Source organism: Pseudotabrizicola algicola (assembly GCF_010915705.1).
GTDB lineage: Bacteria > Pseudomonadota > Alphaproteobacteria > Rhodobacterales > Rhodobacteraceae > Pseudotabrizicola > Pseudotabrizicola algicola.
This window is the reverse complement of sequence record NZ_JAAIKE010000003.1, coordinates 385,059-404,215: the sequence shown is the minus strand read 5'-3', so window position 1 is coordinate 404,215 and position 19,157 is coordinate 385,059. Positions and strand designations below refer to the sequence as shown.

21 protein-coding genes are annotated in these 19,157 nt (G+C 65.4%); 12 read left to right on the top strand and 9 right to left on the bottom strand.

Annotated elements, in window-relative coordinates:
* The first annotated feature begins 101 nt into the window (after nt 1–101).
* A complete protein-coding gene (locus tag G3572_RS11590) occupies nt 102–1,310 on the top strand; it encodes an aminopeptidase P family protein (RefSeq protein WP_164612538.1) in 1,209 nt (402 codons plus the stop codon).
* Between the two features lie 102 nt (nt 1,311–1,412).
* Here the strand turns inward: G3572_RS11590 and G3572_RS11585 are convergent, their stop codons facing one another.
* Nucleotides 1,413–1,667 (bottom strand): GlsB/YeaQ/YmgE family stress response membrane protein, encoded by a 255-nt coding sequence (locus G3572_RS11585; protein WP_164611944.1) that lies wholly within the window; start codon nt 1,665–1,667, stop codon nt 1,413–1,415.
* A gap of 313 nt (nt 1,668–1,980) precedes the next feature.
* Between G3572_RS11585 and G3572_RS11580 the strand changes: the two genes are divergently transcribed.
* Both G3572_RS11580 and G3572_RS11575 read left to right on the top strand, forming a co-directional pair.
* Nucleotides 1,981–2,805: a L,D-transpeptidase gene (locus G3572_RS11580; RefSeq protein WP_240335511.1), complete on the top strand. Its 825-nt coding sequence runs from the start codon at nt 1,981–1,983 to the stop codon at nt 2,803–2,805.
* A 90-nt stretch (nt 2,806–2,895) separates the two neighbouring features.
* On the top strand, nt 2,896–3,786 hold the full coding sequence (locus G3572_RS11575; RefSeq protein WP_164611942.1) for a DMT family transporter: 891 nt from the start codon (nt 2,896–2,898) through the stop codon (nt 3,784–3,786).
* On the opposite strand, the gene G3572_RS11570 is transcribed toward G3572_RS11575, so the two are convergent.
* Nucleotides 3,773–4,114 (bottom strand): cupin domain-containing protein, encoded by a 342-nt coding sequence (locus G3572_RS11570; RefSeq protein ID WP_164611940.1) that lies wholly within the window; start codon nt 4,112–4,114, stop codon nt 3,773–3,775. The genes G3572_RS11575 and G3572_RS11570 overlap by 14 nt on opposite strands.
* Before the next feature lie 175 nt (nt 4,115–4,289).
* Here G3572_RS11570 and panB point away from each other — a divergent pair, with 175 nt between their 5' ends.
* Nucleotides 4,290–5,126, top strand: coding sequence for a 3-methyl-2-oxobutanoate hydroxymethyltransferase (gene panB, locus G3572_RS11565; protein WP_164611938.1), 837 nt, complete (start codon nt 4,290–4,292; stop codon nt 5,124–5,126).
* Nucleotides 5,123–5,968 carry a pantoate--beta-alanine ligase gene (panC, locus tag G3572_RS11560; RefSeq protein WP_164611937.1) on the top strand — a complete coding sequence of 282 codons (846 nt, stop codon included), beginning with the start codon at nt 5,123–5,125 and terminating at the stop codon, nt 5,966–5,968. The genes panB and panC overlap by 4 nt, the downstream gene beginning before the upstream one ends.
* 131 nt (nt 5,969–6,099) lie before the next feature.
* On the opposite strand, the gene G3572_RS11555 is transcribed toward panC, so the two are convergent.
* Genes G3572_RS11555 through G3572_RS11545 form a run of 3 tightly spaced genes read right to left on the bottom strand, consistent with a single transcriptional unit; the run spans nt 6,100 to nt 8,680 of the window.
* On the bottom strand, nt 6,100–6,615 hold the full coding sequence (locus tag G3572_RS11555) for a flavin reductase family protein (RefSeq protein WP_435530974.1): 516 nt from the start codon (nt 6,613–6,615) through the stop codon (nt 6,100–6,102).
* A gap of 14 nt (nt 6,616–6,629) precedes the next feature.
* Entirely contained in the window at nt 6,630–7,523 is an 894-nt protein-coding gene (locus tag G3572_RS11550; protein WP_164611935.1) for an aldo/keto reductase, read from the bottom strand.
* Nucleotides 7,523–8,680 (bottom strand): LLM class flavin-dependent oxidoreductase, encoded by a 1,158-nt coding sequence (locus tag G3572_RS11545; protein WP_164611933.1) that lies wholly within the window; start codon nt 8,678–8,680, stop codon nt 7,523–7,525. Before G3572_RS11545 ends, G3572_RS11550 begins: the two co-directional genes overlap by 1 nt.
* Before the next feature lie 116 nt (nt 8,681–8,796).
* On the opposite strand from G3572_RS11545, the gene G3572_RS11540 reads away from it, so the two are divergent.
* From G3572_RS11540 to G3572_RS11525, 4 genes are all read left to right on the top strand, one after another.
* Nucleotides 8,797–9,498 carry a GntR family transcriptional regulator gene (locus G3572_RS11540; protein WP_164611931.1) on the top strand — a complete coding sequence of 234 codons (702 nt, stop codon included), beginning with the start codon at nt 8,797–8,799 and terminating at the stop codon, nt 9,496–9,498.
* Nucleotides 9,499–9,505: 7 nt separating this feature from the next.
* Nucleotides 9,506–10,624 (top strand): Gfo/Idh/MocA family protein, encoded by a 1,119-nt coding sequence (locus G3572_RS11535; protein WP_164611929.1) that lies wholly within the window; start codon nt 9,506–9,508, stop codon nt 10,622–10,624.
* Nucleotides 10,625–10,834: 210 nt separating this feature from the next.
* The gene (locus G3572_RS11530; protein ID WP_164611927.1) at nt 10,835–11,647 is read left to right on the top strand and encodes an aldo/keto reductase; all 813 of its coding nucleotides are present in this window, start codon (nt 10,835–10,837) and stop codon (nt 11,645–11,647) included.
* Between the two features lie 112 nt (nt 11,648–11,759).
* A complete protein-coding gene (locus tag G3572_RS11525; RefSeq protein WP_164611925.1) occupies nt 11,760–12,995 on the top strand; it encodes an MFS transporter in 1,236 nt (411 codons plus the stop codon).
* A gap of 9 nt (nt 12,996–13,004) precedes the next feature.
* On the opposite strand, the gene G3572_RS11520 is transcribed toward G3572_RS11525, so the two are convergent.
* Nucleotides 13,005–14,054 carry a DUF4424 family protein gene (locus G3572_RS11520; protein WP_164611923.1) on the bottom strand — a complete coding sequence of 350 codons (1,050 nt, stop codon included), beginning with the start codon at nt 14,052–14,054 and terminating at the stop codon, nt 13,005–13,007.
* 160 nt (nt 14,055–14,214) lie between these two features.
* Here G3572_RS11520 and G3572_RS11515 point away from each other — a divergent pair, with 160 nt between their 5' ends.
* Nucleotides 14,215–15,381 (top strand): MFS transporter, encoded by a 1,167-nt coding sequence (locus tag G3572_RS11515; RefSeq protein WP_164611921.1) that lies wholly within the window; start codon nt 14,215–14,217, stop codon nt 15,379–15,381.
* A gap of 111 nt (nt 15,382–15,492) precedes the next feature.
* Nucleotides 15,493–16,515 (top strand): aspartate-semialdehyde dehydrogenase, encoded by a 1,023-nt coding sequence (locus tag G3572_RS11510; RefSeq protein ID WP_164611919.1) that lies wholly within the window; start codon nt 15,493–15,495, stop codon nt 16,513–16,515.
* A gap of 62 nt (nt 16,516–16,577) precedes the next feature.
* Here the strand turns inward: G3572_RS11510 and G3572_RS11505 are convergent, their stop codons facing one another.
* The 3 genes from G3572_RS11505 to G3572_RS11495 are packed head-to-tail and all read right to left on the bottom strand — an operon-like array spanning nt 16,578 to nt 18,564.
* On the bottom strand, nt 16,578–16,886 hold the full coding sequence (locus G3572_RS11505) for a P-II family nitrogen regulator (protein ID WP_164611917.1): 309 nt from the start codon (nt 16,884–16,886) through the stop codon (nt 16,578–16,580).
* 4 nt (nt 16,887–16,890) lie between these two features.
* Entirely contained in the window at nt 16,891–17,871 is a 981-nt protein-coding gene (locus G3572_RS11500) for a sodium-dependent bicarbonate transport family permease (protein ID WP_164611915.1), read from the bottom strand.
* Nucleotides 17,872–17,919: 48 nt separating this feature from the next.
* Nucleotides 17,920–18,564, bottom strand: coding sequence for a carbonic anhydrase (locus G3572_RS11495; RefSeq protein WP_164611913.1), 645 nt, complete (start codon nt 18,562–18,564; stop codon nt 17,920–17,922).
* Nucleotides 18,565–18,707: 143 nt separating this feature from the next.
* On the opposite strand from G3572_RS11495, the gene G3572_RS11490 reads away from it, so the two are divergent.
* The gene (locus G3572_RS11490; RefSeq protein WP_205518694.1) at nt 18,708–19,097 is read left to right on the top strand and encodes a hypothetical protein; all 390 of its coding nucleotides are present in this window, start codon (nt 18,708–18,710) and stop codon (nt 19,095–19,097) included.
* Nucleotides 19,098–19,157: the final 60 nt, after the last annotated feature.

Sequence of the window (19,157 nt, the reverse complement as noted above, 5' to 3'; positions counted from 1 at the left end):
AATCCCGCCGCTTGCGGTCCTGCCGCTTTCGTCCTGCACGCCGGGACCTTTCGGGGTTCCGGGCAAGGTGTCCGGCCCCATTCACGAGGTCTGACATGAATCTGATCCGCCCGGAACACTACCGCTTTCACAACGGCGCCGGCAAAGACGCCCTGCCCTTTGCAGAGAGCGAATACCACGAGCGCCTTGCCGGTCTGCGCGACATCATGGAGTTGCACAGTCTGGATGCCGTGGTGCTGACCAGCATGCACAACGTCGCCTATTACTCGGGCTTTCTCTATTGCAGCTTTGGCCGCCCCTATGCCTGTGTGGTCACGAAGACCGATTGCATCACCGTCAGCGCGGGCATCGATGCGGGCCAGCCGTGGCGGCGGTCGATCGGCGACAACATCACCTACACCGACTGGACGCGCGACAATTTCTGGCGCGTGGTGGCGGGGATCACCGGCACCGGCAAGGCGATCGGCTGCGAGGCCGACCATCTGACGATGGAGCGGGCGGAGAAGCTGAACACCTTCCTGCAGCCCAAGCGCGGCATGGACATTGCGCCCGCCACGATGCAGCAGCGCATGATGAAGTCACCCGCCGAGATCGCGCTGATCAAGCACGGGGCCAATGTGGCCGATGTGGGCGGCTATGCCATCCGCGAGGCGATAAAGGTGGGCGCGACGGAACTCGAGATCAGCATCGCAGGCCGCGACGCGATGGAGCGCGAGATTGCCAAGCGCTTTCCCGATGCGGAATATCGCGACACATGGGTCTGGTTCCAGTCGGGGATCAACACCGATGGCGCGCATAACCCGGTGACCAACCGCAAGCTGAAGCATGGCGACATCCTGTCACTCAACTGCTTTCCGATGATTTCGGGCTATTACACCGCGCTGGAGCGCACCTTGTTCGTGGGCGAGGTGGACGATGCCTCGATGAAGATCTGGCAGCACAATATCGACGCGCATGAATATGGCATGACCCTGCTGCGGCCCGGGGCGTCCTGCGCCGAGATCACGGCCAAGATCAATGCGTTTCTGGCCGAGCGTGACATGCTGCAATACCGCACTTTCGGCTATGGCCACAGCTTTGGCATCCTGTCGCATTACTACGGGCGCGAGGCGGCGCTGGAATTGCGCGAGGATATCGACACCGTGCTGGAGCCGGGCATGGTCATCAGCATGGAGCCGATGCTGACCATTCCCGAAGGCGCGCCGGGGGCGGGGGGCTACCGCGAGCATGACATCTTTGTCGTGACCGAGGATGCGCCCGAGGATATCACCCATTACCCCTATGGACCTGCCTTCAACGTGGTGGGCTGACGCCGGAACGCCAGACCCCCGCCCCTGCCCTCGGCAGGGCGGGTGGAACGAGAAAGGCCGGGGAAACGCCCCGGCCTTGCCTTTTGTCTTCGCAGCCCGAGGTCAGACGCGTTTGACCAGACGGATGAGGAAGAGCAGGATCACCGCGCCCAGCGTCGCCGCGATGATGGAGCCGAGGATGCCGCCGCCGAAGCCGAGGCCGATGGCCGGAAACAGGAAGCCCGCGACCAGCGCGCCGACGATCCCGACAACGATATTGCCCAGCAGGCCGAAGCCGTAACCTTTTACGATTTGTCCGGCCAGCCAGCCCGCGATTGCGCCGATCAGCAAGATGATGAGAAGTGCTTCAATAGCCATGATGGTCCCTTTTTCTCTGAGGCCCCGCGCGTGCAGCGGGGATATGCTCACAAACTCTTGATGGGCGCTGATGGTTCCCGGCAACTTCCTGCCGATTGCGGAAACGGGTGAAACCGCCGTCCGGCGCGGGTCCGGCGGTGCGCGGCGCAAGACCACAGAGGCGAGCAGGCAAAGGGTGCGGTCATGCAGATCTGCGGCCGGTCGCCCGGTATTTGTGCAAAATCGCGGAGCCGGAGCGGAACCCGTTGCCGGGCCTTTTCGTTTGGCAGTCTCGCGTGGTAGGTAACATTCGACTCGTATTATAAGGCTGCCAATGTCATTTTCTCCCATCAGCCGCCGTGGCTTTCTTGCCATGTCAGGATTTGCCGCATTGTCGGCCTGTGCTCCGGCAGCGCCCGGACCGGAACAACCCTCTCCCTTTGCGGGCTTTCTGCCGGGCTATGGCCCGATCTTTGACAGCGGTTACGCGTTGCCGGGGATCGATCCGCAATACACCCAAGGCGTGAACCGCCGGATCACCGGTCAGTATCTGGGCGAGCAGCCGATTGGCACCATCGATGTCGATCCCTATGCCAAATTCCTCTACTTCGTCCGCGAAGGGGCGAATTCCGTGCGCTATCCGGTGGGCGTGGGCCGTGCCGGTCTGGCCTTTGCGGGCAATGGCACCATCCAGCTCAAGCGCAAATGGCCGGGCTGGACGCCGACGCAGAACATGCTGCGCCGCGAGCCCGAGGTTTACGGCCCCTTTGCCCGCGGGATTCCGGGCGGTCTGCGCAGCCCCCTGGGCGCGCGTGCGCTGTATCTGTTCCGTGGCGGGCGGGACACCTATTTCCGCATCCACGGCACCAGCGATGTGGAGTCCATCGGCAATTCCGGTTCGGCGGGATGTATCCGCATGTTCAACCAGGACATCATCGACCTGTATGACATGGTGCCGATCGGCACGCGGGTGCATGTGCGCACCGAGGCGGAATCGCTGCGGGTGGACCCCGAGAACTTTGGCCGCGGCGTCGATCTGCCCTCGCGCACCGTGGACCCCGAGCTGATCTATGGCCCGAATGCGAACACGCAAGCGCCGGTGTTCGACGACCCGCGCGACGGCGCGCCGGTGACCGGCGGCGATTTCGTGACGCTGTGATGCTGTGATCTTGCGCGTGGCCGCTGCCCTTCGGGCCAAGGCCGCGCGCGCCCCCTTTCCTTTCGCCGCGGCGCCAGCAATAGTCGCGCCATGACATCCCAGCGCCCCCTTTGGCTGATCGCCGCCCCCGCCGTTTTTCTGGTCTTGTGGTCGGCAGGCTTTGCCGTGGCCAAGCTGGGCCTGACCCACGCCGAACCGATGACCCTGCTGGCCCTGCGCTATTGCCTTGTGCTGGCGGTCTTGCTGCCCTTTGTCCTGATCCTGCGCCCGCCGATGCCTGCCAGCCTGCGGGCTTGGGTGGATGTGGCGGTGGTCGGTTTCCTCATTCAGGTGGGCTATTTCGGCCTGTGCTATCTGGCGTTCAAATCCGGCGTTTCGGCAGCGGGGGTGGCGATCGTGGTCTGCCTGCAACCCATTCTGGTGGCGCTGATCGCCCCGCGTTTCGTGGGCGAGATCGTGAGCCGCCGCGCATGGGCGGGGCTGGGCCTCGGGCTGGCGGGGGCGCTGGTGGTGATCCTTGCCCGCGCGCAGATACAGGCGGAAAATCCGTGGGGCCTGCTGGCTGCGGTGGGTGGTCTGATCGGCATCACGGCGGGCACGCTCTATGAAAAGCGCTTTGGCATCAGCCAGCATCCCGTCACCTCGAACATGATCCAGTATGCGGTGGGGGCCGGATTTACCCTGCCGCTGGCGCTGATGACGGAAAGCCTTGCCATCAGCTGGGACGCGGAATTCATCGCGGTGATGGCCTATCTGGTGGTGGGCAATTCCCTTCTGGCGATGTCGCTGCTGCTGGCCATGATCCGCGCGGGCGAGGTAAGCCGGGTTTCGGCGCTGTTCTACCTTGTGCCGGCCATGTCGGCGCTGTTCGCATGGCCCCTCTTGGGCGAGGCGATGCCACCGCTGGCATGGGCGGGACTTGCGCTGGCGGGTGCGGGGGTGGCGATGGTGAGCCGCAAGCCGAAACCTAAAGCCGGATGACGTAATCCTTCAGCGTGGTTTCCACCACTTCCCACACGCCGGTGAATCCGGGGCGGATGATATAGCTGTCCCCTGCCCGCAGATGTGTTTCGGACCCGTCCTCGCCGCGCAGGATGGAATGGCCCGACAGGATGCGGATGTATTCCCATTCGGCATAGGACACCCGCCACGCCCCGGGGGTAGACTGCCACAGGCCGCAGTAAAGCCCGTCTGCCTCCTCAAGGTTCCATGTGGTGTGCACCGGATCGCCCGACACCACCTTGGCAGGGTCGGGCCGCTCTTCTTCGGGCGTGACAGCATCGCGGGTGACGCGTTCGATCAGGGTCATGGCAGGCTCCGTTGACTGGCTTGTGGCATGGGGCACAATGGCCGTCGCAACGTCAAGCCCGGCAGATGTGCCGCAGTGCGGCGCAATATTCTTGCGCATCTTCGCGGGCTGATGCACTGATGACGGGCAGTTTATGGATGCCCCTGCTTCGGGGCTTCACAGGCAGGAGACGATCATGAGCGCCAATTCCCCCGTTCGCCCGGTGCTGCCGCCTGATATCAAGGCCCGCAAGGGGGGGCAGCCGCTGGTGGTGCTGACTGCCTATACCACCCCGATGGCGCGTCTGGTCGATCCGCATTGCGACGTGGCGCTGGTGGGCGATTCGCTTGGCATGGTGCTGCACGGGATGCCGTCCACCGTGGGGGTCACGATGGAGATGATGATCCTGCATGGCCGCGCGGTGGTGCGGGGGCTGTCACGCGCGATGGCGGTGATCGACATGCCCTTCGGCAGCTATGAGGAAAGCCCGGCGCAGGCCTATCGCAACGCCGCGCGCCTGATGGCCGAAACCGGCGCGCCCAGCGTCAAGCTGGAGGGCGGGCAGCACATGGCGGAAACCATCGCCTTCCTGACCGCGCGCGGGGTGCCGGTGATGGCGCATATCGGGCTGACGCCGCAGGCGGTGAACACGCTGGGCGGATACAAGGTGGTGGGCCGCGATGCCGAGGCGGACAAGGTGATGGCCGATGCCAAGGCGTGCGAGGCGGCGGGGGCCTTTGCCATCGTGCTGGAAAAGGTGCCGCAGGGCCTGACGGGGCGTATCACCGCGGCGCTGTCCATCCCCACCATCGGCATCGGGGCCGGCGTGGATTGCGACGGTCAGGTGCTGGTGATCGACGACATGCTGGGCCTGTTCACCGATTTCCGCCCCAAATTCGTGAAGCGCTATGCCGAACTGGGCAAGCTGGCCGATGCCGCCATCGCCGACTATGCCGCCGAGGTGCGCGCGCGCGCTTTCCCCGGCCCCGAACATGCCTTTGCCGATGTGCTGCCCGCGAAGGCCAGATCGTGAGCACGCCCGTAATCGTCCGCACCGTCGAGGCGCTGCGCGCCCACACCCGCGCCTGGCGCGCCGCAGGAGAGAGCATCGGCGTGGTCCCCACGATGGGCGCGCTGCATGACGGACACCTGAGCCTTGCGCGCGCCGCCCGCCGCGATTGCGCGCGCGTGATCACCACGATCTTCGTGAACCCGATGCAGTTCAACAACCCCGAGGATCTGCTGAAATACCCGCACAGCGAAGAGGCAGATGCCGCCCTGCTGGCCACGGTGCCGGTGGACCTGATCTTCGCCCCCGCCCGCGAAGAGGTCTATCCCGACGGTTTCAAGACCGTGGTGACGGTGGGCGGTGTTTCCGAACCCCTCGAAGGCCGGATGCGCCCCGGCCATTTTGACGGGGTCGCCACGGTGGTGACCAAGCTTTTCGGCATGACCATGGCCGACCGTGGCTATTTCGGCCAGAAAGACTGGCAGCAGTTGCAGGTGGTGCAACGTCTGGTGCGCGATCTGAACATTCCGGTGCAGATCATCGGCTGCGAGACGATCCGCGAGGCTGACGGGCTGGCGATGTCCTCGCGCAATCTGCGACTGACCGAGGCGGGCCGTGCCAAGGCTGGTGTTCTCTATGCCGCGATCACCGCCGCCGCCGAGGACATCCGCGCCGGACAATCCGACCGCATGGCGATCCGCGAAGCCGCAGAGGCGATCCGCGCCGCCGGTTTTGAACGGGTGGAATACATCGAACTGCGCGATGCGGCCACGCTGATGCCCTCGGATGACCCCGCAAGCCCCCGCCGCATGCTCGCCGCCGCTTGGCTCGACGGCGTGCGCCTCATCGACAATATTCCGGTCTGAAAAGGGCGGGACTCCCTCGCCTCATTTTCTGTCCTTAAATATCCCGGGTTGCTCATTGGTTTCGCCATTGGTTCGAGGAACCAATGGGCTGGGGGCGGAGCCCCAGTCGACATCGGCACAATACGCAACGCCTAGAGACCGCCGCTGAACCGCCCGTAAGCGCCTTGCGAAAACACCAGCGGCGCGCCGTCGCGGTAGGCGGCGCTCAGCACGCGGCCCACGATGATGAGGTGATCGCCGCCGTCATGCGCGGCGTGTTGCACACAGTCGAAGCGGGCCAGCGCGCTGTCGATCAGCGGCACGCCCTCGGCGCCGACCGCATGGGGCAGGCCATCAAATCCCGCGCCGCCGCGCGCAAAGCGGGGCAGCCAATCGGCATGGGCGGCCTCCAGCACATGGATCGCATAGTGGCGTGCTTCGGCGAAATGGGCAAAGCGGCTGGAGGATTTCGCGGGCGACCACAGCACCAGAGGCGGGTCAAGCGACACCGCGGCAAAGCTGTTGGCCAGAAAGCCCATCGGCCCGCCCGGCGTGGCGCAGGTCACCAATGTGACTCCGGTGGCAAAACGGCCCAGCGCGTCGCGGAAGGCGCGCGGGTTGCCCTCGGGGGTGAACTGCACATCGGTCATCATCGCTCCATCCGCCATTGCGCTCTCCGCTGTCACGGAACCTCGTGTCCCATCGCATGGGTGTAGAGCTCGAACCACGTCTGGCGATCCATTTCTACACGGCAGGCGTCAGAAAGTCTGCCGATCCGCTCGAGGCTGTTGGTCCCCATCACGGGCAGGATCCGCGCGGGGTGGCGCAAGAGCCATGCCACCGCCACCGCCGACCAGTCGGTGCCCTGCTCGGCCCCGATGCGGTGCAGCGCGTCGCGCAGGCGCAGATCGGCCCCCGACAGAAGGCTGCCGCCTGCAAGCGGGCTCCACGCCATCAGCGGCTGGCCCTTGCGCTGGTGATAGGCCACATCGCCATTGGTGAATCCGGCATGGGCGCTCAGGCTCAGTTCGATCTGGTTGGTGACCAGCGGGGCGGTCATCGCCGATTGCAGCAATTCCACATCCCAGGGCCGGAAGTTCGACACCCCCACCGCGCGCACCTTGCCGCTGGCCACCAGAGCATCCAGCGCCGCGCCGGTTTCGTGATGGTCCATCAGCGGGTCGGGGCGGTGGATGAGCAGAAGGTCGATCCGGTCGGTCGCCATGTCGCGCAAGGACGCCTCGACGCTGGCGTTGATATGTGCGGCGCCTGTGTCGTAATACTTCACCCGCGCGGCGGCATGGCGGCCGGCGGGGGCCACGATATCGCATTTGGTGACGATCTCGATCCGGTCGCGCAAGGCAGGGGCCGCGCGCAGGGCCGCCCCGAGGATCGCCTCGGCGGTGTAGCCGCCATAGATGTCGGCCTGATCCATCGTGGTGATGCCCTGGGCAAGGCAGGATTCTATCTTGGCCTGCACATGAGCGGGGCTGGTGTTTTCATCATCGCCCAGCCGCCACATGCCGTAGACGAGGCGAGAGAGCGAGACTTCGGGCGAAAGGGCAATCTTTTCCATCAGCGGCGGGGTCCGTTTCCTAGGGGGGTGGCGGGCGTGCCGGAAGGCACGCGGCCATATTCATGGGGCAAAGAACAGGTTTTCAACTGCGGCAACACCTTGGTGCCGAAATGGTCACATTCATCCATATGGGGATAGCCCGAGAAGATGAAGGCGCGGATGCCCATCTTGCGATATTCCTCGATCTGGGTCAGCACCTGATCGGTCGATCCGACCAGTGCCGCCCCGCAGCCAGACCGCGCGCGGCCGATCCCCGTCCACAGATGCGGTTCGGTATAGCCGTATTGATCGGCCAGTTCGCGCGCGCGGGCCTGATGCGCGACGCCGAGCGAGATGCTGTCATGCGCGCGGTCGCGGATCAGCTTGCCGTATTCGTCATCCAGCTTGCTGGCGATGTGTTCGGCATAGTCCCGCGCCTCTGCCTCGGTGTCGCGCACGATCATGTGGACGCGCAGGCCATAGTCGAGCGTGCGGCCATGCGCCTCGGCGCGGGTATGCACATCGCGCATGCGCTGCGCCAGCATGTCCTTGGTTTCGGGCCACATCAGGTAGACGTCGCATTGCGCGCCGCACAGTTCCAGCGCATCGGGGGAATAGCCCCCGAAATAGAGCAGGGGGCCGCCGTTCTGCTGGTAGGGCCGCGCGGGATCGGCGCTGACCCTGGAAATCTGGTAGACCTCGCCCGAGTATTCGATGTGGTCCTGCGTCCATGCCTGCCGCAAAATCTCCACCACCTCGTGGCTGCGCTTGTAGCGATAGGCGCTTGGCGCGACCTCACCCGGGAAATCGGAACTGATGACGTTCAGCGTCAGCCGCCCTTGCAGCATATGGTCGAGCGTGGCGACGGTGCGGGCGAGCATCACGGGCTGCATCTCGCCGCAGCGGATGGCGGCCAGAAAGTTGATGCGGTCGGTGATCGGCGCACAGCCCGCGACGAAAGACAGCGTGTCCTGCCCCACCTGATAGGACGAGGGGCAGAGGATGTTGCGAAAGCCATGCGCCTCGGCCCGTTTCACGATGCCGGAACAGTGCGCCCAGCTTGACCGCAGCGCAGGGTCGGGCACGCCGAGATAGGCGTAATCATCCGAGCAGAGGGCGGCGAACCAGCTGACCTCGCTTGCCCCGAGATCGGCCGAAGTGACGGGCACAACTGTCATGACATGGGTCTCCGTGAAAATCCCGTGGCGGGGATGCATCTTTGCCCTTGCGTAGCATCCGGATTGCTATAGATCAATCCTATATCAATTCATGCAGCCCCCGTGACCCTGCCCTGATGACCCTCTCTGGCGCCCTGCCCCTCTACCAGCAGATCACCGAGCTTCTGATCCGCGACATCGCGGCGGGCCGGTTGCTGGACGGCCAGCGCCTGCCGCCGGAACGCGAGATGGCGGCAGAGCTGGGGATTGCGGTCGGCACCTTGCGGCAGGCGTTGCAGGCCCTGAGCGACAAGGGGTTGGTGGAGCGTGTGCAGGGATCGGGGAATTACATTCGTGCCAAGCCCGATCCGGCATCGGTCTATGCGCTGTTCCGGCTGGAGTTGCTGGCGGGGGGCGGCCTGCCCACCGCGCGGGTGCTGTCGGTGGAGCGCTGCGCCAAGGACCCGTCCTTGCCCGGCTTCGGCACCAGCGCCGAAGGACACCGGATACGCCGCTTGCGGTTCCTGTCGGGTGTGGTGGCGGCGGTCGAGGAAATCTGGCTGGACGGCGCGCTTGCGCCCGAAATCACCGCCGACGACCTGTCGGAGTCGCTCTACCTTTTCTATCGTCAGCGGCTGAAGCTGTGGATTGCACGGGCCGAGGACCGCGTGGGCCTTGGCCCCCTGCCCGATTGGGCACCGCCGCAGTTTCCGCACGCGCCCGGCACGGCGCTGCCGAAGATCACGCGCATCACCTGGGGGCAGAGCGGCCAGTCGGTCGAAGCCTCTTTCACCTGGTACGACCCCGAGCGCGTCGCCTATGTCGCGCGTCTGAAATGAGGCTGTCATGGAACTGAGATATGGCGTCATCGGCTGCGGCATGATGGGGCAAGAGCATTTGCGCAACATCGCCCTGATCGCGGATGCAAGCGTGGCCGCGATCTTCGAGCCGGATGCGGGGATGCGCGCGCTTGCGGCGGAGCTGGCGCCGGAGGCGGTCATGATGGACAGCCTTGCAGACGTGGTGGCGCATCCGGCGGTGAATTGCCTGCTGATCGTCTCGCCCAATTACATGCATCTGGCGCAGCTCGAGGAGATCGCGGCGATCCGCCCGCTGCCGATCCTGTGCGAAAAGCCGCTGTTCACCGACCCTGCCGATGCGCCGCGTCTGGCCGCGCTGCGCGCCGCCTATCCGGCGCCGATCTGGGTGGCGATGGAATATCGCTACATGCCGCCGGTGGCGCATCTGATTGCCGAGGCACGGGCGGCGACGGGGGGCATCAAGATGCTGACCATCCGCGAACACCGGTTTCCCTTTCTGGAAAAGGTGGGCGACTGGAACCGGTTCAACCGCAATACGGGCGGCACGCTGGTGGAGAAATGCTGCCATTTCTTTGACCTGATGCGGCTGATCGCCGGCTGTGATCCGGTGCGGGTGATGGCGAGTGCGGGTCAGGCGGTCAACCATCTGGACGAGCGCTATGACGGGCAGACGCCCGACATCTGGGACAATGCCTATGTGATCGTCGAGTTTGAAAGCGGGCTGCGCGCGATGCTGGAGCTGTGCATGTTTGCCGAAGGCGCGCGCTATCAGGAGGAAATCTCGGCGGTGGGGCCGAAGGGCAGGATCGACTGTCTGGTGCCGGGGCCGGGCCGGTTCTGGCCCGCGCATCTGGGCGAGCCGCCGGTGCCGCAGGTCATCGTGAGCCCGCGCGAGCCCAAGGGGCCGCGGGTGCTGGACGTGCCGGTGGACCCTGAGATTCTGGCGGCGGGCGACCATAATGGCAGCACCTTCTACCAGCATCAGGGCTTTGCGCGCGTGGTGCGCGGGGTGCAGTCCCCCGAGGTGAGCCTGCTCGATGGCTGGTGGGCCGTCGCCATGGGCATGGCGGCGCAGGAAAGTGCCGCGACCGGGCAGGCGGTGGACCTGACCCGCGCGCCCTATGCGCCCGCCAGCGTGATCTGACTGCGCCCCCGCCAAGGGCGGGGGCACGCTTTTTGGCCGGGGGGCTCCGCCCCCGCCGCGCGGCGGCAGCGCCCTTGGCAGGCACCTGCGCTGCGACGCGCGGCTCCCCCGGAGTATTTTTGAAAGCAGCAAACGCCGCGAGGGGCAGTTCGCGCTTGCATCCCCCGCCTGAAATCTGTTCCCTGACGCCCAGATTTGCGGGAGACAGCGATGGCGGTGTTGAAGCTGAATGACGGCAACCGGATTCCGGCGCTGGGGCTGGGCATCTGGCAGGTTCCGGCGGACAGGACCGCAGAGATCGTCGCCGAAGCGATCGGCATGGGCTATGGGCTGATCGACGGCGCGGCCATTTATGGCAACGAGGCGGGGCTGGGCGAGGGTTTGCGGGCCGCGCGCGTGGCCCGCGAGCAGGTGTTCGTGACGACGAAGATCTGGAACGACCGGCAGGGCCATGACGAGACGCTGCGCGCCTTTGACGAGTCTGTGGCGCGGCTGGGGCTGACGCCCGATCTTTTGCTGATCCACTGGCCTTGCCCGGACAAGGGCCTGTATCTGGACACATGGCGGGCCATGATCCGCCTGCGCGACGAGCGGCGGGTGAAGTCGATCGGCGTGTCGAACTTCATGGCCGACCATCTGGAGCGTCTGATCGGCGAGACGGGGGTGACGCCGGTCTTGAACCAGATCGAGCTGCATCCGCAGTTGCAACAGGCCGAGTTGCGCGCCCTGCACGACCGGCTGGGGATCGTGACGCAGAGCTGGACACCGCTGGGGCTGGGCCGCTCCTTTGACGCAGCTCCGGTGCAGGCGGTGGCGGCGCGCACGGGCAAGAGCCCGGCGCAGGTGATCCTGCGCTGGCATGTGCAACTGGGCTGCTCGGTGATTCCGCGCAGCACCAACAGCGGGCGCCTGGCCGAGAACCGCGACATCTGCGATTTCAGCCTGACCGCCGAGGAGATGGCGGCGATGGCGACGCTGGACAGCGGCGAGCGCACGGGACCTGATCCGCGCGCGTTCGGCTAGGGCCAGCCTGCGCGGCGCGGCCCTGTCCGGGCGCGATTGTGCGCAGCACAAATCAGCATTTGACGCCGCAGGGCCGCAGGCACATCGTCCGCCCGTGACAGGAGCCCGCGCCATGACCAGATCCCCGATCATCACCCCCGTTCTTGTTGCCGGATGTGTGATCCTGATGCTGGGCTTTGCCATCCGCGCCAGTTTCGGGGTGTTCCAGATTCCGATTGCCGAGGATTTCGGATGGGCGCGGGCCGAGTTTTCCCTCGCCATCGCCATCCAGAACCTTGCCTGGGGCATCGGGCAGCCGATCTTTGGCGCCCTGGCCGAGCGATTCGGTGACCGGCGCGCGATTGTGCTGGGCGCGCTGACCTATGCTGCGGGGCTGGTTCTGTCCTCCTTTGCCGTGACGCCGGGGCAGCACCAGTTTCTGGAAATCCTTGTGGGCTTTGGCATCGCGGGGACAGGTTTTGGCGTCGTACTGGCGGTGGTGGGCCGTGCCGCCGCGCCCGAGCACCGGTCGATGACCTTGGGGATTGCCACGGCCGCGGGGTCGATGGGGCAGGTCTTTGGCGCGCCTCTGGCGGAATTCCTGCTGCAATCCTACGTCTGGCAAGAGGTTTTCGTGATCTTTGCCGCGTTGATCCTTGCGAGCCTGTTTGCGCTGCCCTTCATCCGCTCGCCCCATGTGGCGACGCGGGCGGAACTGGAGGAAAGCATGGGGGCGGTTCTGACACGCGCCTTCAAGGACCCGTCCTTCAGCCTGATCTTTCTGGGCTTTTTCAGCTGCGGCTATCAGCTTGCCTTCATCACCGCGCATTTTCCGGCCTTTGTCACCGAGTTATGCGGCCCCATCGATCCGGCAGGCATGCTGGCGGGCATGGGGATCACCAGCACCTCGGCGCTGGGGGCGGTGGCGATTTCGGTGATCGGGCTGGCCAATATCGCCGGAACGCTGACGGCGGGCTGGCTGGGCAAGCGCTATACCAAGAAATACCTGCTGGCGGGGATTTATGTGGCGCGCACCATTGCCGCCGCCACCTTCATCCTGCTGCCGATCACGCCGGAATCCGTGCTGATCTTCTCGGCGGTGATGGGGTCGCTCTGGCTGGCGACGGTGCCGCTGACCTCGGGCCTTGTCGCGCATATCTACGGGCTGCGCTATATGGGAACGCTCTACGGCTTTGTTTTCCTGTCGCATCAGATCGGCGGGTTTCTGGGCGTCTGGCTGGGCGGCAAGATGTATGACATCACCGGCGATTATACGCTGGTCTGGTGGATCGGCGTGGGCGTGGGCGCGTTTTCGGCCATCGTCCATCTGCCGATCCGGGAAAGGCCGCTGGTGGCGCTGCCTGCCTAGGCGGGCGGCCTACTCTTGAAACGGGGCGACGATCAGGATGTCCAGATCGGCATCGGGGGTGAAATCGCGCTTTTCGACCTCAAAGGTCGTCGGCCCGGTTTTCCTGACACCCTCGGCACAGAGCGACAGGCCATGATCGGTGTCGCCCTTGTCGATGGTGAGCCGGAAGCGGCCGATCGGCCCTGCCCATGAATTGGCGGTGCGCAGGACATAGGACAGATACCATGCGGTGCCGGTGACAAAGCCATCTTGTTCGGATCCGGCAAGCCGCGCGGCAATGGCGCGCGAGGTGGGGGCGTCGATGCAATACTGCGCTTGCAGGCCTGCCAGCCATTCGGCCTCTGGCGGGTCTTGCCAGACGAAGATGCCCCCCGGCGGCCGGTTGTCATAGCTGTGGGAAATGCGCAGCGCCTGACCGGCGGGAAAGGTCTGCGTCCAGTGATAGCGCAGCACAATGGACCACAGGGGCATCACATCATCGGCGGTCAGGCGCGGGGCGTCGCTGAAGCTTTCCAGAAGCCCTTCGTCGACCATCGCGCGGAGCTGCGCCGAATCGCGGGCCGCCAAGGCCGCAAGAACCGCATCGACATCGGGCACCAGCGGCATGCCGTGGCGGAGCAGCGCGGCGGTCACATCCGCGCCGGGGGTATCATATTGCTCGGCCGGATCGCGGTTCTCTTGCCACGGCGGCTCGATCACGGCGATGCGGTCGATGCTGACCGGCACCTCGGTGCCATCGACGATGGCGCGAAAGTTCACCAGATCGGCGCGGGCGGGATCATCGGGCAGGTTGTAATCGGAGGTGAGCAGATAGGTCAGCGAGATCGGCGACAGCGGAAAGATCACCTCGCCCGTCACATCGGCGCCGGTCAGGTTGCGAAAGACATAGTCCACCCGCACCGCGTCTCGGCTGATGAAAAGGTCTTCCTCCTCCATCGCGATGGCCTCGGTCTGGCCGAAGGTGAGGCCGGTGGCACTCAGGCCGCCAAAGCCGTCATTGGCCAGAGCCATCGGCGCGGCAAGCAGCGCCCAGACCGAAACCACACCGCGCAGAAACATCGCCCGCCCCCCGTTCGTGATGCCTGCCGCACTCTGCCCGCGGGCGCGCGCGCGGACAAGCCTGCAATGGCGCAAACCGCCGCCCAATATCCGTGACTGCCCCCGTTGACCCTGTCTTGCGGGCCTGCAATGGTCACGCATCATCAAGGGGATACTGACCATGCGTGCCGGAATTGCCGCCCTGCTGGGGGCCTATGTGCTCAGCCAGTTCTACCGCGCCTTTCTGGCGGTGCTGACGCCGGTTCTGGGGCAGGATCTGGGGGCCAGCGCGAGCGATCTGGCCGCCGCCTCCGGCCTGTGGTTCCTGGCCTTTGCCCTCATGCAGATTCCGGTGGGCGAGGCGCTGGACCGCGTCGGCCCGCGCCTGACCACCGCCACGCTGATGGGGATCGGTGCGGCGGGCGCGGCGATCTTTGCCACTGCGAGCGGACCGGGCGCGATCAAGCTGGCAATGGTGCTGATCGGGGTCGGCTGCTCGTCGGTGCTGATGGCGTCCTATTACATTTTCGCGCGCAGCTATGCGCCCGCGGTTTTCGGCACCCTTGCGGGGGCCACGGTGGGCATCGGCAATCTGGGCAATATCGGCTCGTCGCTGCCGCTGTCGATGGCGGTCGAGGCCTTTGGCTGGCGGGCCTCGCTCTGGGGTCTGGCCGCGGTCACCGCGCTGATCGCCCTGGCCATTCTGCTGCTGCTGCGCGATCCGCCGCGCTCGGCGGGCGGGCAGAAGGGCAATCTGCTCGACCTGCTGAAAATGCCCGCGCTCTGGCCGATGCTGGTCATGATGGCGGTGTGCTATGCGCCTGCCGCCTCGATCCGCGGGCTGTGGGTGGGGCCGCTGTTCCGTGACGTCTTCGGCGCCGATGCCGCATGGATCGGGCAGGTCAGCCTGATCATGGGGCTGGCGATGGTGGCGGGCAGCTTTGCCTATGGCCCCCTGGAACGCGCGCTCGGCACCCGCAAATGGCTGATCTTCGGCGGCAATGCCATCGCGCTTGCCTGTATCATCGGCCTGTGGCTCTCGCCGCAAAGCCCCGCGCTCACCATCGCGCTGCTCGCGGGCCTCGGCTTTGCCGGTGCATCCTTTCCGATGGTCATCGCGCATGGCCGCGCCTTCATCCCGGCGCATCTCACAGGGCGCGGGGTGACCCTGCTGAATCTGTTCGGCATCGCGCCCGTGGGTCTGCTGCAACTCGCCACCGGCCGCATCCACGCAAGCACGCCGCCTGATCCCGCCTCCGCCCCCTATGCCGCCATCTTCGGCTTCATCGCCCTGCTGCTGGCGGCGGGCCTTGTGATCTATGCCTTCTCGCAGGACCGCACCGACTGACATTTTCTGTCTCCAAATATCCCGGGGTGCGGGGCAGAGCCCCGCTCTCGCTCTTTCCACTCTCCCCCCTTTGCTGTAAGGGGGCTCGTCGTTTGACGCATGGAGGGCCAGATGGGCTATAAAGTCGTTGTCGTGGGCGCGACGGGGAATGTGGGCAAGGAAATGCTCAACATCCTCGCCGAGCGTGAGTTTCCCGTGGATGAGATCACCGCGCTTGCCAGCCGCAAGTCGCTGGGCACCGAAGTCAGCTTCGGTGACAAGACCCTCAAGACCCAGGACCTCGACACGTTCGACTTCACCGGCTGGGACATCGCGCTGTTCGCCATCGGGTCGGATGCCACCAAGATCTATGCGCCCAAGGCCGCAAGCCAGGGCTGCGTGGTGATCGACAACTCGTCGCTCTACCGCTACGACCCCGACATCCCGCTGATCGTTCCCGAAGTGAACGCCGATGACGTGGTGCGCTACAAGAACAAGAACATCATCGCCAACCCCAACTGCTCGACCGCGCAGATGGTGGTGGCGCTCAAGCCCCTGCACGACCGCGCGCGGATCAAGCGGGTGGTGGTCTCGACCTATCAATCGGTGTCGGGCACCGGCAAGGAAGCGATTGACGAGCTGTGGAACCAGACCAAGGGCATCTATGTGCCCGGTCAGGAAGTGGCACCAAGCGTCTACCCCAAGCAGATCGCCTTCAACGTGATCCCGCATATCGATGTCTTCCTCGACAGCGGCGACACCAAGGAAGAGTGGAAGATGGTGGTCGAGACGAAGAAGATCCTCGACCCCAAGATCAAGGTCACCGCGACCTGCGTGCGCGTGCCGGTCTTTGTCGGCCATTCCGAGGCGGTGAACATCGAGTTCGAGGATTACCTCGACTGGGAAGAGGCAACCGATATCCTGCGCGAGGCGCCCGGCGTGCTGGTCGTCGACAAGCGCGAGGCCGGCGGCTACATCACCCCCATCGAATGCGTGGGCGAATATGCCACCTACGTCAGCCGCATCCGTCAGGATGAAACGGTGGAGAACGGCCTGAACATCTGGGTCGTCTCCGACAACCTGCGCAAGGGCGCGGCACTGAACGCGGTGCAGATCGCCGAGGTCTTGGGCAGCCGCTGCCTGAAGAAGGGCTGATCTCGCCTGCCACACATCATGCAAAAGGCCCGCCTTCCGGCGGGCTTTTTCATGGGCCGCGCCTAGAACCGTTCGGCCCGCAAAACCTCGCAGTCCACGACCGAGACGACGCCGATATGGCGCTCGACAACGGCAAAGGCCGCGTCGAGCAAGGTCTCCAGCCGCTCGGGCCGGATCAGGCAGACAACCGCGACCATGCCGGCGCGCCCGACCTGGCCTTCGCGGGTCCAGTCGCCGGATCGGCCCGATCCGCCCAGCACCGGCAAGACCGTGTAGCCCGTCACCCCCGCGCGGGTCAGCGCATCGGTCAGGCGGTTCTGCATCGGCGCTTCGATGATGATTTCGACGCGTTTGGCGGCATGGGTCTGCATCGCATCAGCCTCCGGTCACGGCTTGGGCAAGGGCGACATAGGCCGGAATGCCAAGCGTCAGGTTAAAGGGAAAGGTTACCCCGAGCGACAGGGTCAGGTAGACCGAAGGATTCGCCTCGGGCAGCGCCACCCGCATGGCCGCCGGCACCGCGATATAGCTGGCCGAGGCGGCCATCACCATCATGAGCGCGACGCCCCCCGTGGACAGCCCCAGCACCAGCCCCGCCGCAAGCCCCGCCACAGCCCCCACCACAGGCATGAGGAAGCCGAAGGCCACGGCACCGAGGCTGAGCACGCCCCTCGAGGCGCGCAGGCCGCGTCCGGCGACCAGCCCCATGTCAAGCAGGAAGAGGCAGAGCACCCCCTGAAACGGCGAGACGATGAAGCTTTCGATCCGCGCCATGCCCTCTTGTCCGGTGATGATGCCGATCACGAAAGAGCCGACCAGCAGCACGATGGACCCGTTCAGCAGAATTTCGCGCCAGAGTTCGGCATCCATCCGCTGCGCGCCGCTGCCCTTGCGGCTGACCAGCCAGAGCGCCGAGATGATGGCGGGCGCCTCCATCGCGGCGGCAACGGCCACCATATAGCCTTCTGCCGCAATGCCTTGTGCGGTCAGGACCGAGGCTCCGGTCACGAAGGTGACAATCGAGATCGACCCGTAATGCGCCGCGACCGCCGCCGCATCGGTCACCGAAAGGCGGGTCATGGTGCGCAGGAGGCCGAAGGCGACGAAGGGCAGCGCGAAAGACAGCACCACCCCTGCCCCGAGCGCCGCGATCAGGCGGGCATCGACCCCGTGATCGGCCACGGCGACCCCGCCCTTGAAGCCGATTGCAAACAGAAGGTAGATCGACAGCGCCTTGGCCGCTGCCTCTGGCACCGTCAGCTCCGAGCGCGCGAGCGCGGCAAACAGACCCAGGGCAAAGCACAGGATCATGGGGGAGAGCAGGTTGTCTGCGGCCAAGCTCAGGATGTCTTGCATGGGGCCTCCGCGGTCGTGAAACGAGTGGGAATGGTCCTGTCAGGGCCGTCAGACTGGCACAAACCCGCGCAGCGGGTCATAGTGTTCCAAAGAGCCTGCCCCGGTATCATTCCAGAGCCCGTGCAGCGTCAGACACTCCCCCTGCACCGCGTCGCGCACAAAGGGGAAGGACATCAGGTTTTCGAGGCTGACCAGCACAGCCTCTTTCTCCAGCGCGCGCGGGCGGTCGGCATCGGGCAGGTCTTTCACCCGCTCGAAGCCGGGGCGCAGGATATCCATCCAGCGGCCGACGAAAGAGGTCTTTTCCTCGAGCGCGGGGGCATGACCCATGCACATGTCATGGCAGCCCTTGACCCCGCCGCAGTTGGAATGGCCCAGCACCACGATATGCGCCACACCCAGCGAGGTGACCGCATATTCCACCGCCGCCGAGGTGCCGTGATAGGTGCCATCGGGAGAATAGGGCGGCACCAGATTGGCCACATTGCGGTGGATGAAGAATTCGCCCTCGTCGGCCCCGAAGATCGAGGTGACATGCACGCGGCTGTCACAGCAGGAAATCACCATCGCGCGCGGATGCTGCCCGCTTTCGGCCAGACGGCGGAACCATGCCTTGTTGTCCTGATAGGTCGTCGCGCGCCAGCCATGAAACCGCTGGACCAGATAGGCGGGAAGAGGGCGAGCAACATCCATATCGGGCGGGCCTTCGCAAAGCTTTCAGACCTAATAGGCAGCAATTGCGGAAAATTCGAGAGGGATTGTGCTGCGTCTGCAACCTTTTCTTCAGCATGCGCGGCGCAGTCTGTCCACGGGTGTGAAAACAAGAGGTGTGGGCCATGCAGGCTGACAACGTGGTGGTCTTGCGACCGATGGAAAGGGTGCGGCAAGACGCCGGACCGATTGCATCAATCTACCGGGATCTGGGAACGCAATCGGCCGAAGAGGTCGTCACGCGGGCCTTGGGGGAACTGGCGCTGACGATGGCGGGCCTTGCCAGTCAGGTGCGGGCGCATGATCTGGCCAATCTGACACGGCATTTGCGGCGCTTGCAGCGGATGGCCGAAAATCTGGGGCTGATTTCACTGGGGCTGGTGGCCGCCGATGTGCGCGCCTGTCTGGCGGTGGGCGATTCGACGGCCTTTGCGGCGGTCTGGGCGCGGCTGTTGCGCATTGCAGAACGCTCGCTTGCGCCGGACAAGGATTTGCTGGACCGCTCGCTGATCTGAGGCTGCCTCGCATTTCGCGCGGACGGCGCGCTGCGGGGGGCTTGCGGGTGGCGGCGGAAC

Excerpts from the sequence above, each read along its gene's own strand:
- G3572_RS11585 (WP_164611944.1), bottom strand. The coding sequence starts at position 1,667 with ATGGCTATTGAAGCACTTCTCATCATCTTGCTGATCGGCGCAATCGCG.
- G3572_RS11580 (WP_240335511.1), top strand. The coding sequence starts at position 1,981 with ATGTCATTTTCTCCCATCAGCCGCCGTGGCTTTCTTGCCATGTCAGGA.
- G3572_RS11575 (WP_164611942.1), top strand. The coding sequence starts at position 2,896 with ATGACATCCCAGCGCCCCCTTTGGCTGATCGCCGCCCCCGCCGTTTTT.
- G3572_RS11570 (WP_164611940.1), bottom strand. The coding sequence starts at position 4,114 with ATGACCCTGATCGAACGCGTCACCCGCGATGCTGTCACGCCCGAAGAA.
- panB (WP_164611938.1), top strand. The coding sequence starts at position 4,290 with ATGAGCGCCAATTCCCCCGTTCGCCCGGTGCTGCCGCCTGATATCAAG.
- G3572_RS11555 (WP_435530974.1), bottom strand. The coding sequence starts at position 6,615 with ATGGCGGATGGAGCGATGATGACCGATGTGCAGTTCACCCCCGAGGGC.
- G3572_RS11550 (WP_164611935.1), bottom strand. The coding sequence starts at position 7,523 with ATGGAAAAGATTGCCCTTTCGCCCGAAGTCTCGCTCTCTCGCCTCGTC.
- G3572_RS11545 (WP_164611933.1), bottom strand. The coding sequence starts at position 8,680 with ATGACAGTTGTGCCCGTCACTTCGGCCGATCTCGGGGCAAGCGAGGTC.
- G3572_RS11540 (WP_164611931.1), top strand. The coding sequence starts at position 8,797 with ATGACCCTCTCTGGCGCCCTGCCCCTCTACCAGCAGATCACCGAGCTT.
- G3572_RS11535 (WP_164611929.1), top strand. The coding sequence starts at position 9,506 with ATGGAACTGAGATATGGCGTCATCGGCTGCGGCATGATGGGGCAAGAG.
- G3572_RS11530 (WP_164611927.1), top strand. The coding sequence starts at position 10,835 with ATGGCGGTGTTGAAGCTGAATGACGGCAACCGGATTCCGGCGCTGGGG.
- G3572_RS11525 (WP_164611925.1), top strand. The coding sequence starts at position 11,760 with ATGACCAGATCCCCGATCATCACCCCCGTTCTTGTTGCCGGATGTGTG.
- G3572_RS11520 (WP_164611923.1), bottom strand. The coding sequence starts at position 14,054 with ATGTTTCTGCGCGGTGTGGTTTCGGTCTGGGCGCTGCTTGCCGCGCCG.
- G3572_RS11515 (WP_164611921.1), top strand. The coding sequence starts at position 14,215 with ATGCGTGCCGGAATTGCCGCCCTGCTGGGGGCCTATGTGCTCAGCCAG.
- G3572_RS11510 (WP_164611919.1), top strand. The coding sequence starts at position 15,493 with ATGGGCTATAAAGTCGTTGTCGTGGGCGCGACGGGGAATGTGGGCAAG.
- G3572_RS11505 (WP_164611917.1), bottom strand. The coding sequence starts at position 16,886 with ATGCAGACCCATGCCGCCAAACGCGTCGAAATCATCATCGAAGCGCCG.
- G3572_RS11500 (WP_164611915.1), bottom strand. The coding sequence starts at position 17,871 with ATGCAAGACATCCTGAGCTTGGCCGCAGACAACCTGCTCTCCCCCATG.
- G3572_RS11495 (WP_164611913.1), bottom strand. The coding sequence starts at position 18,564 with ATGGATGTTGCTCGCCCTCTTCCCGCCTATCTGGTCCAGCGGTTTCAT.
- G3572_RS11490 (WP_205518694.1), top strand. The coding sequence starts at position 18,708 with ATGCAGGCTGACAACGTGGTGGTCTTGCGACCGATGGAAAGGGTGCGG.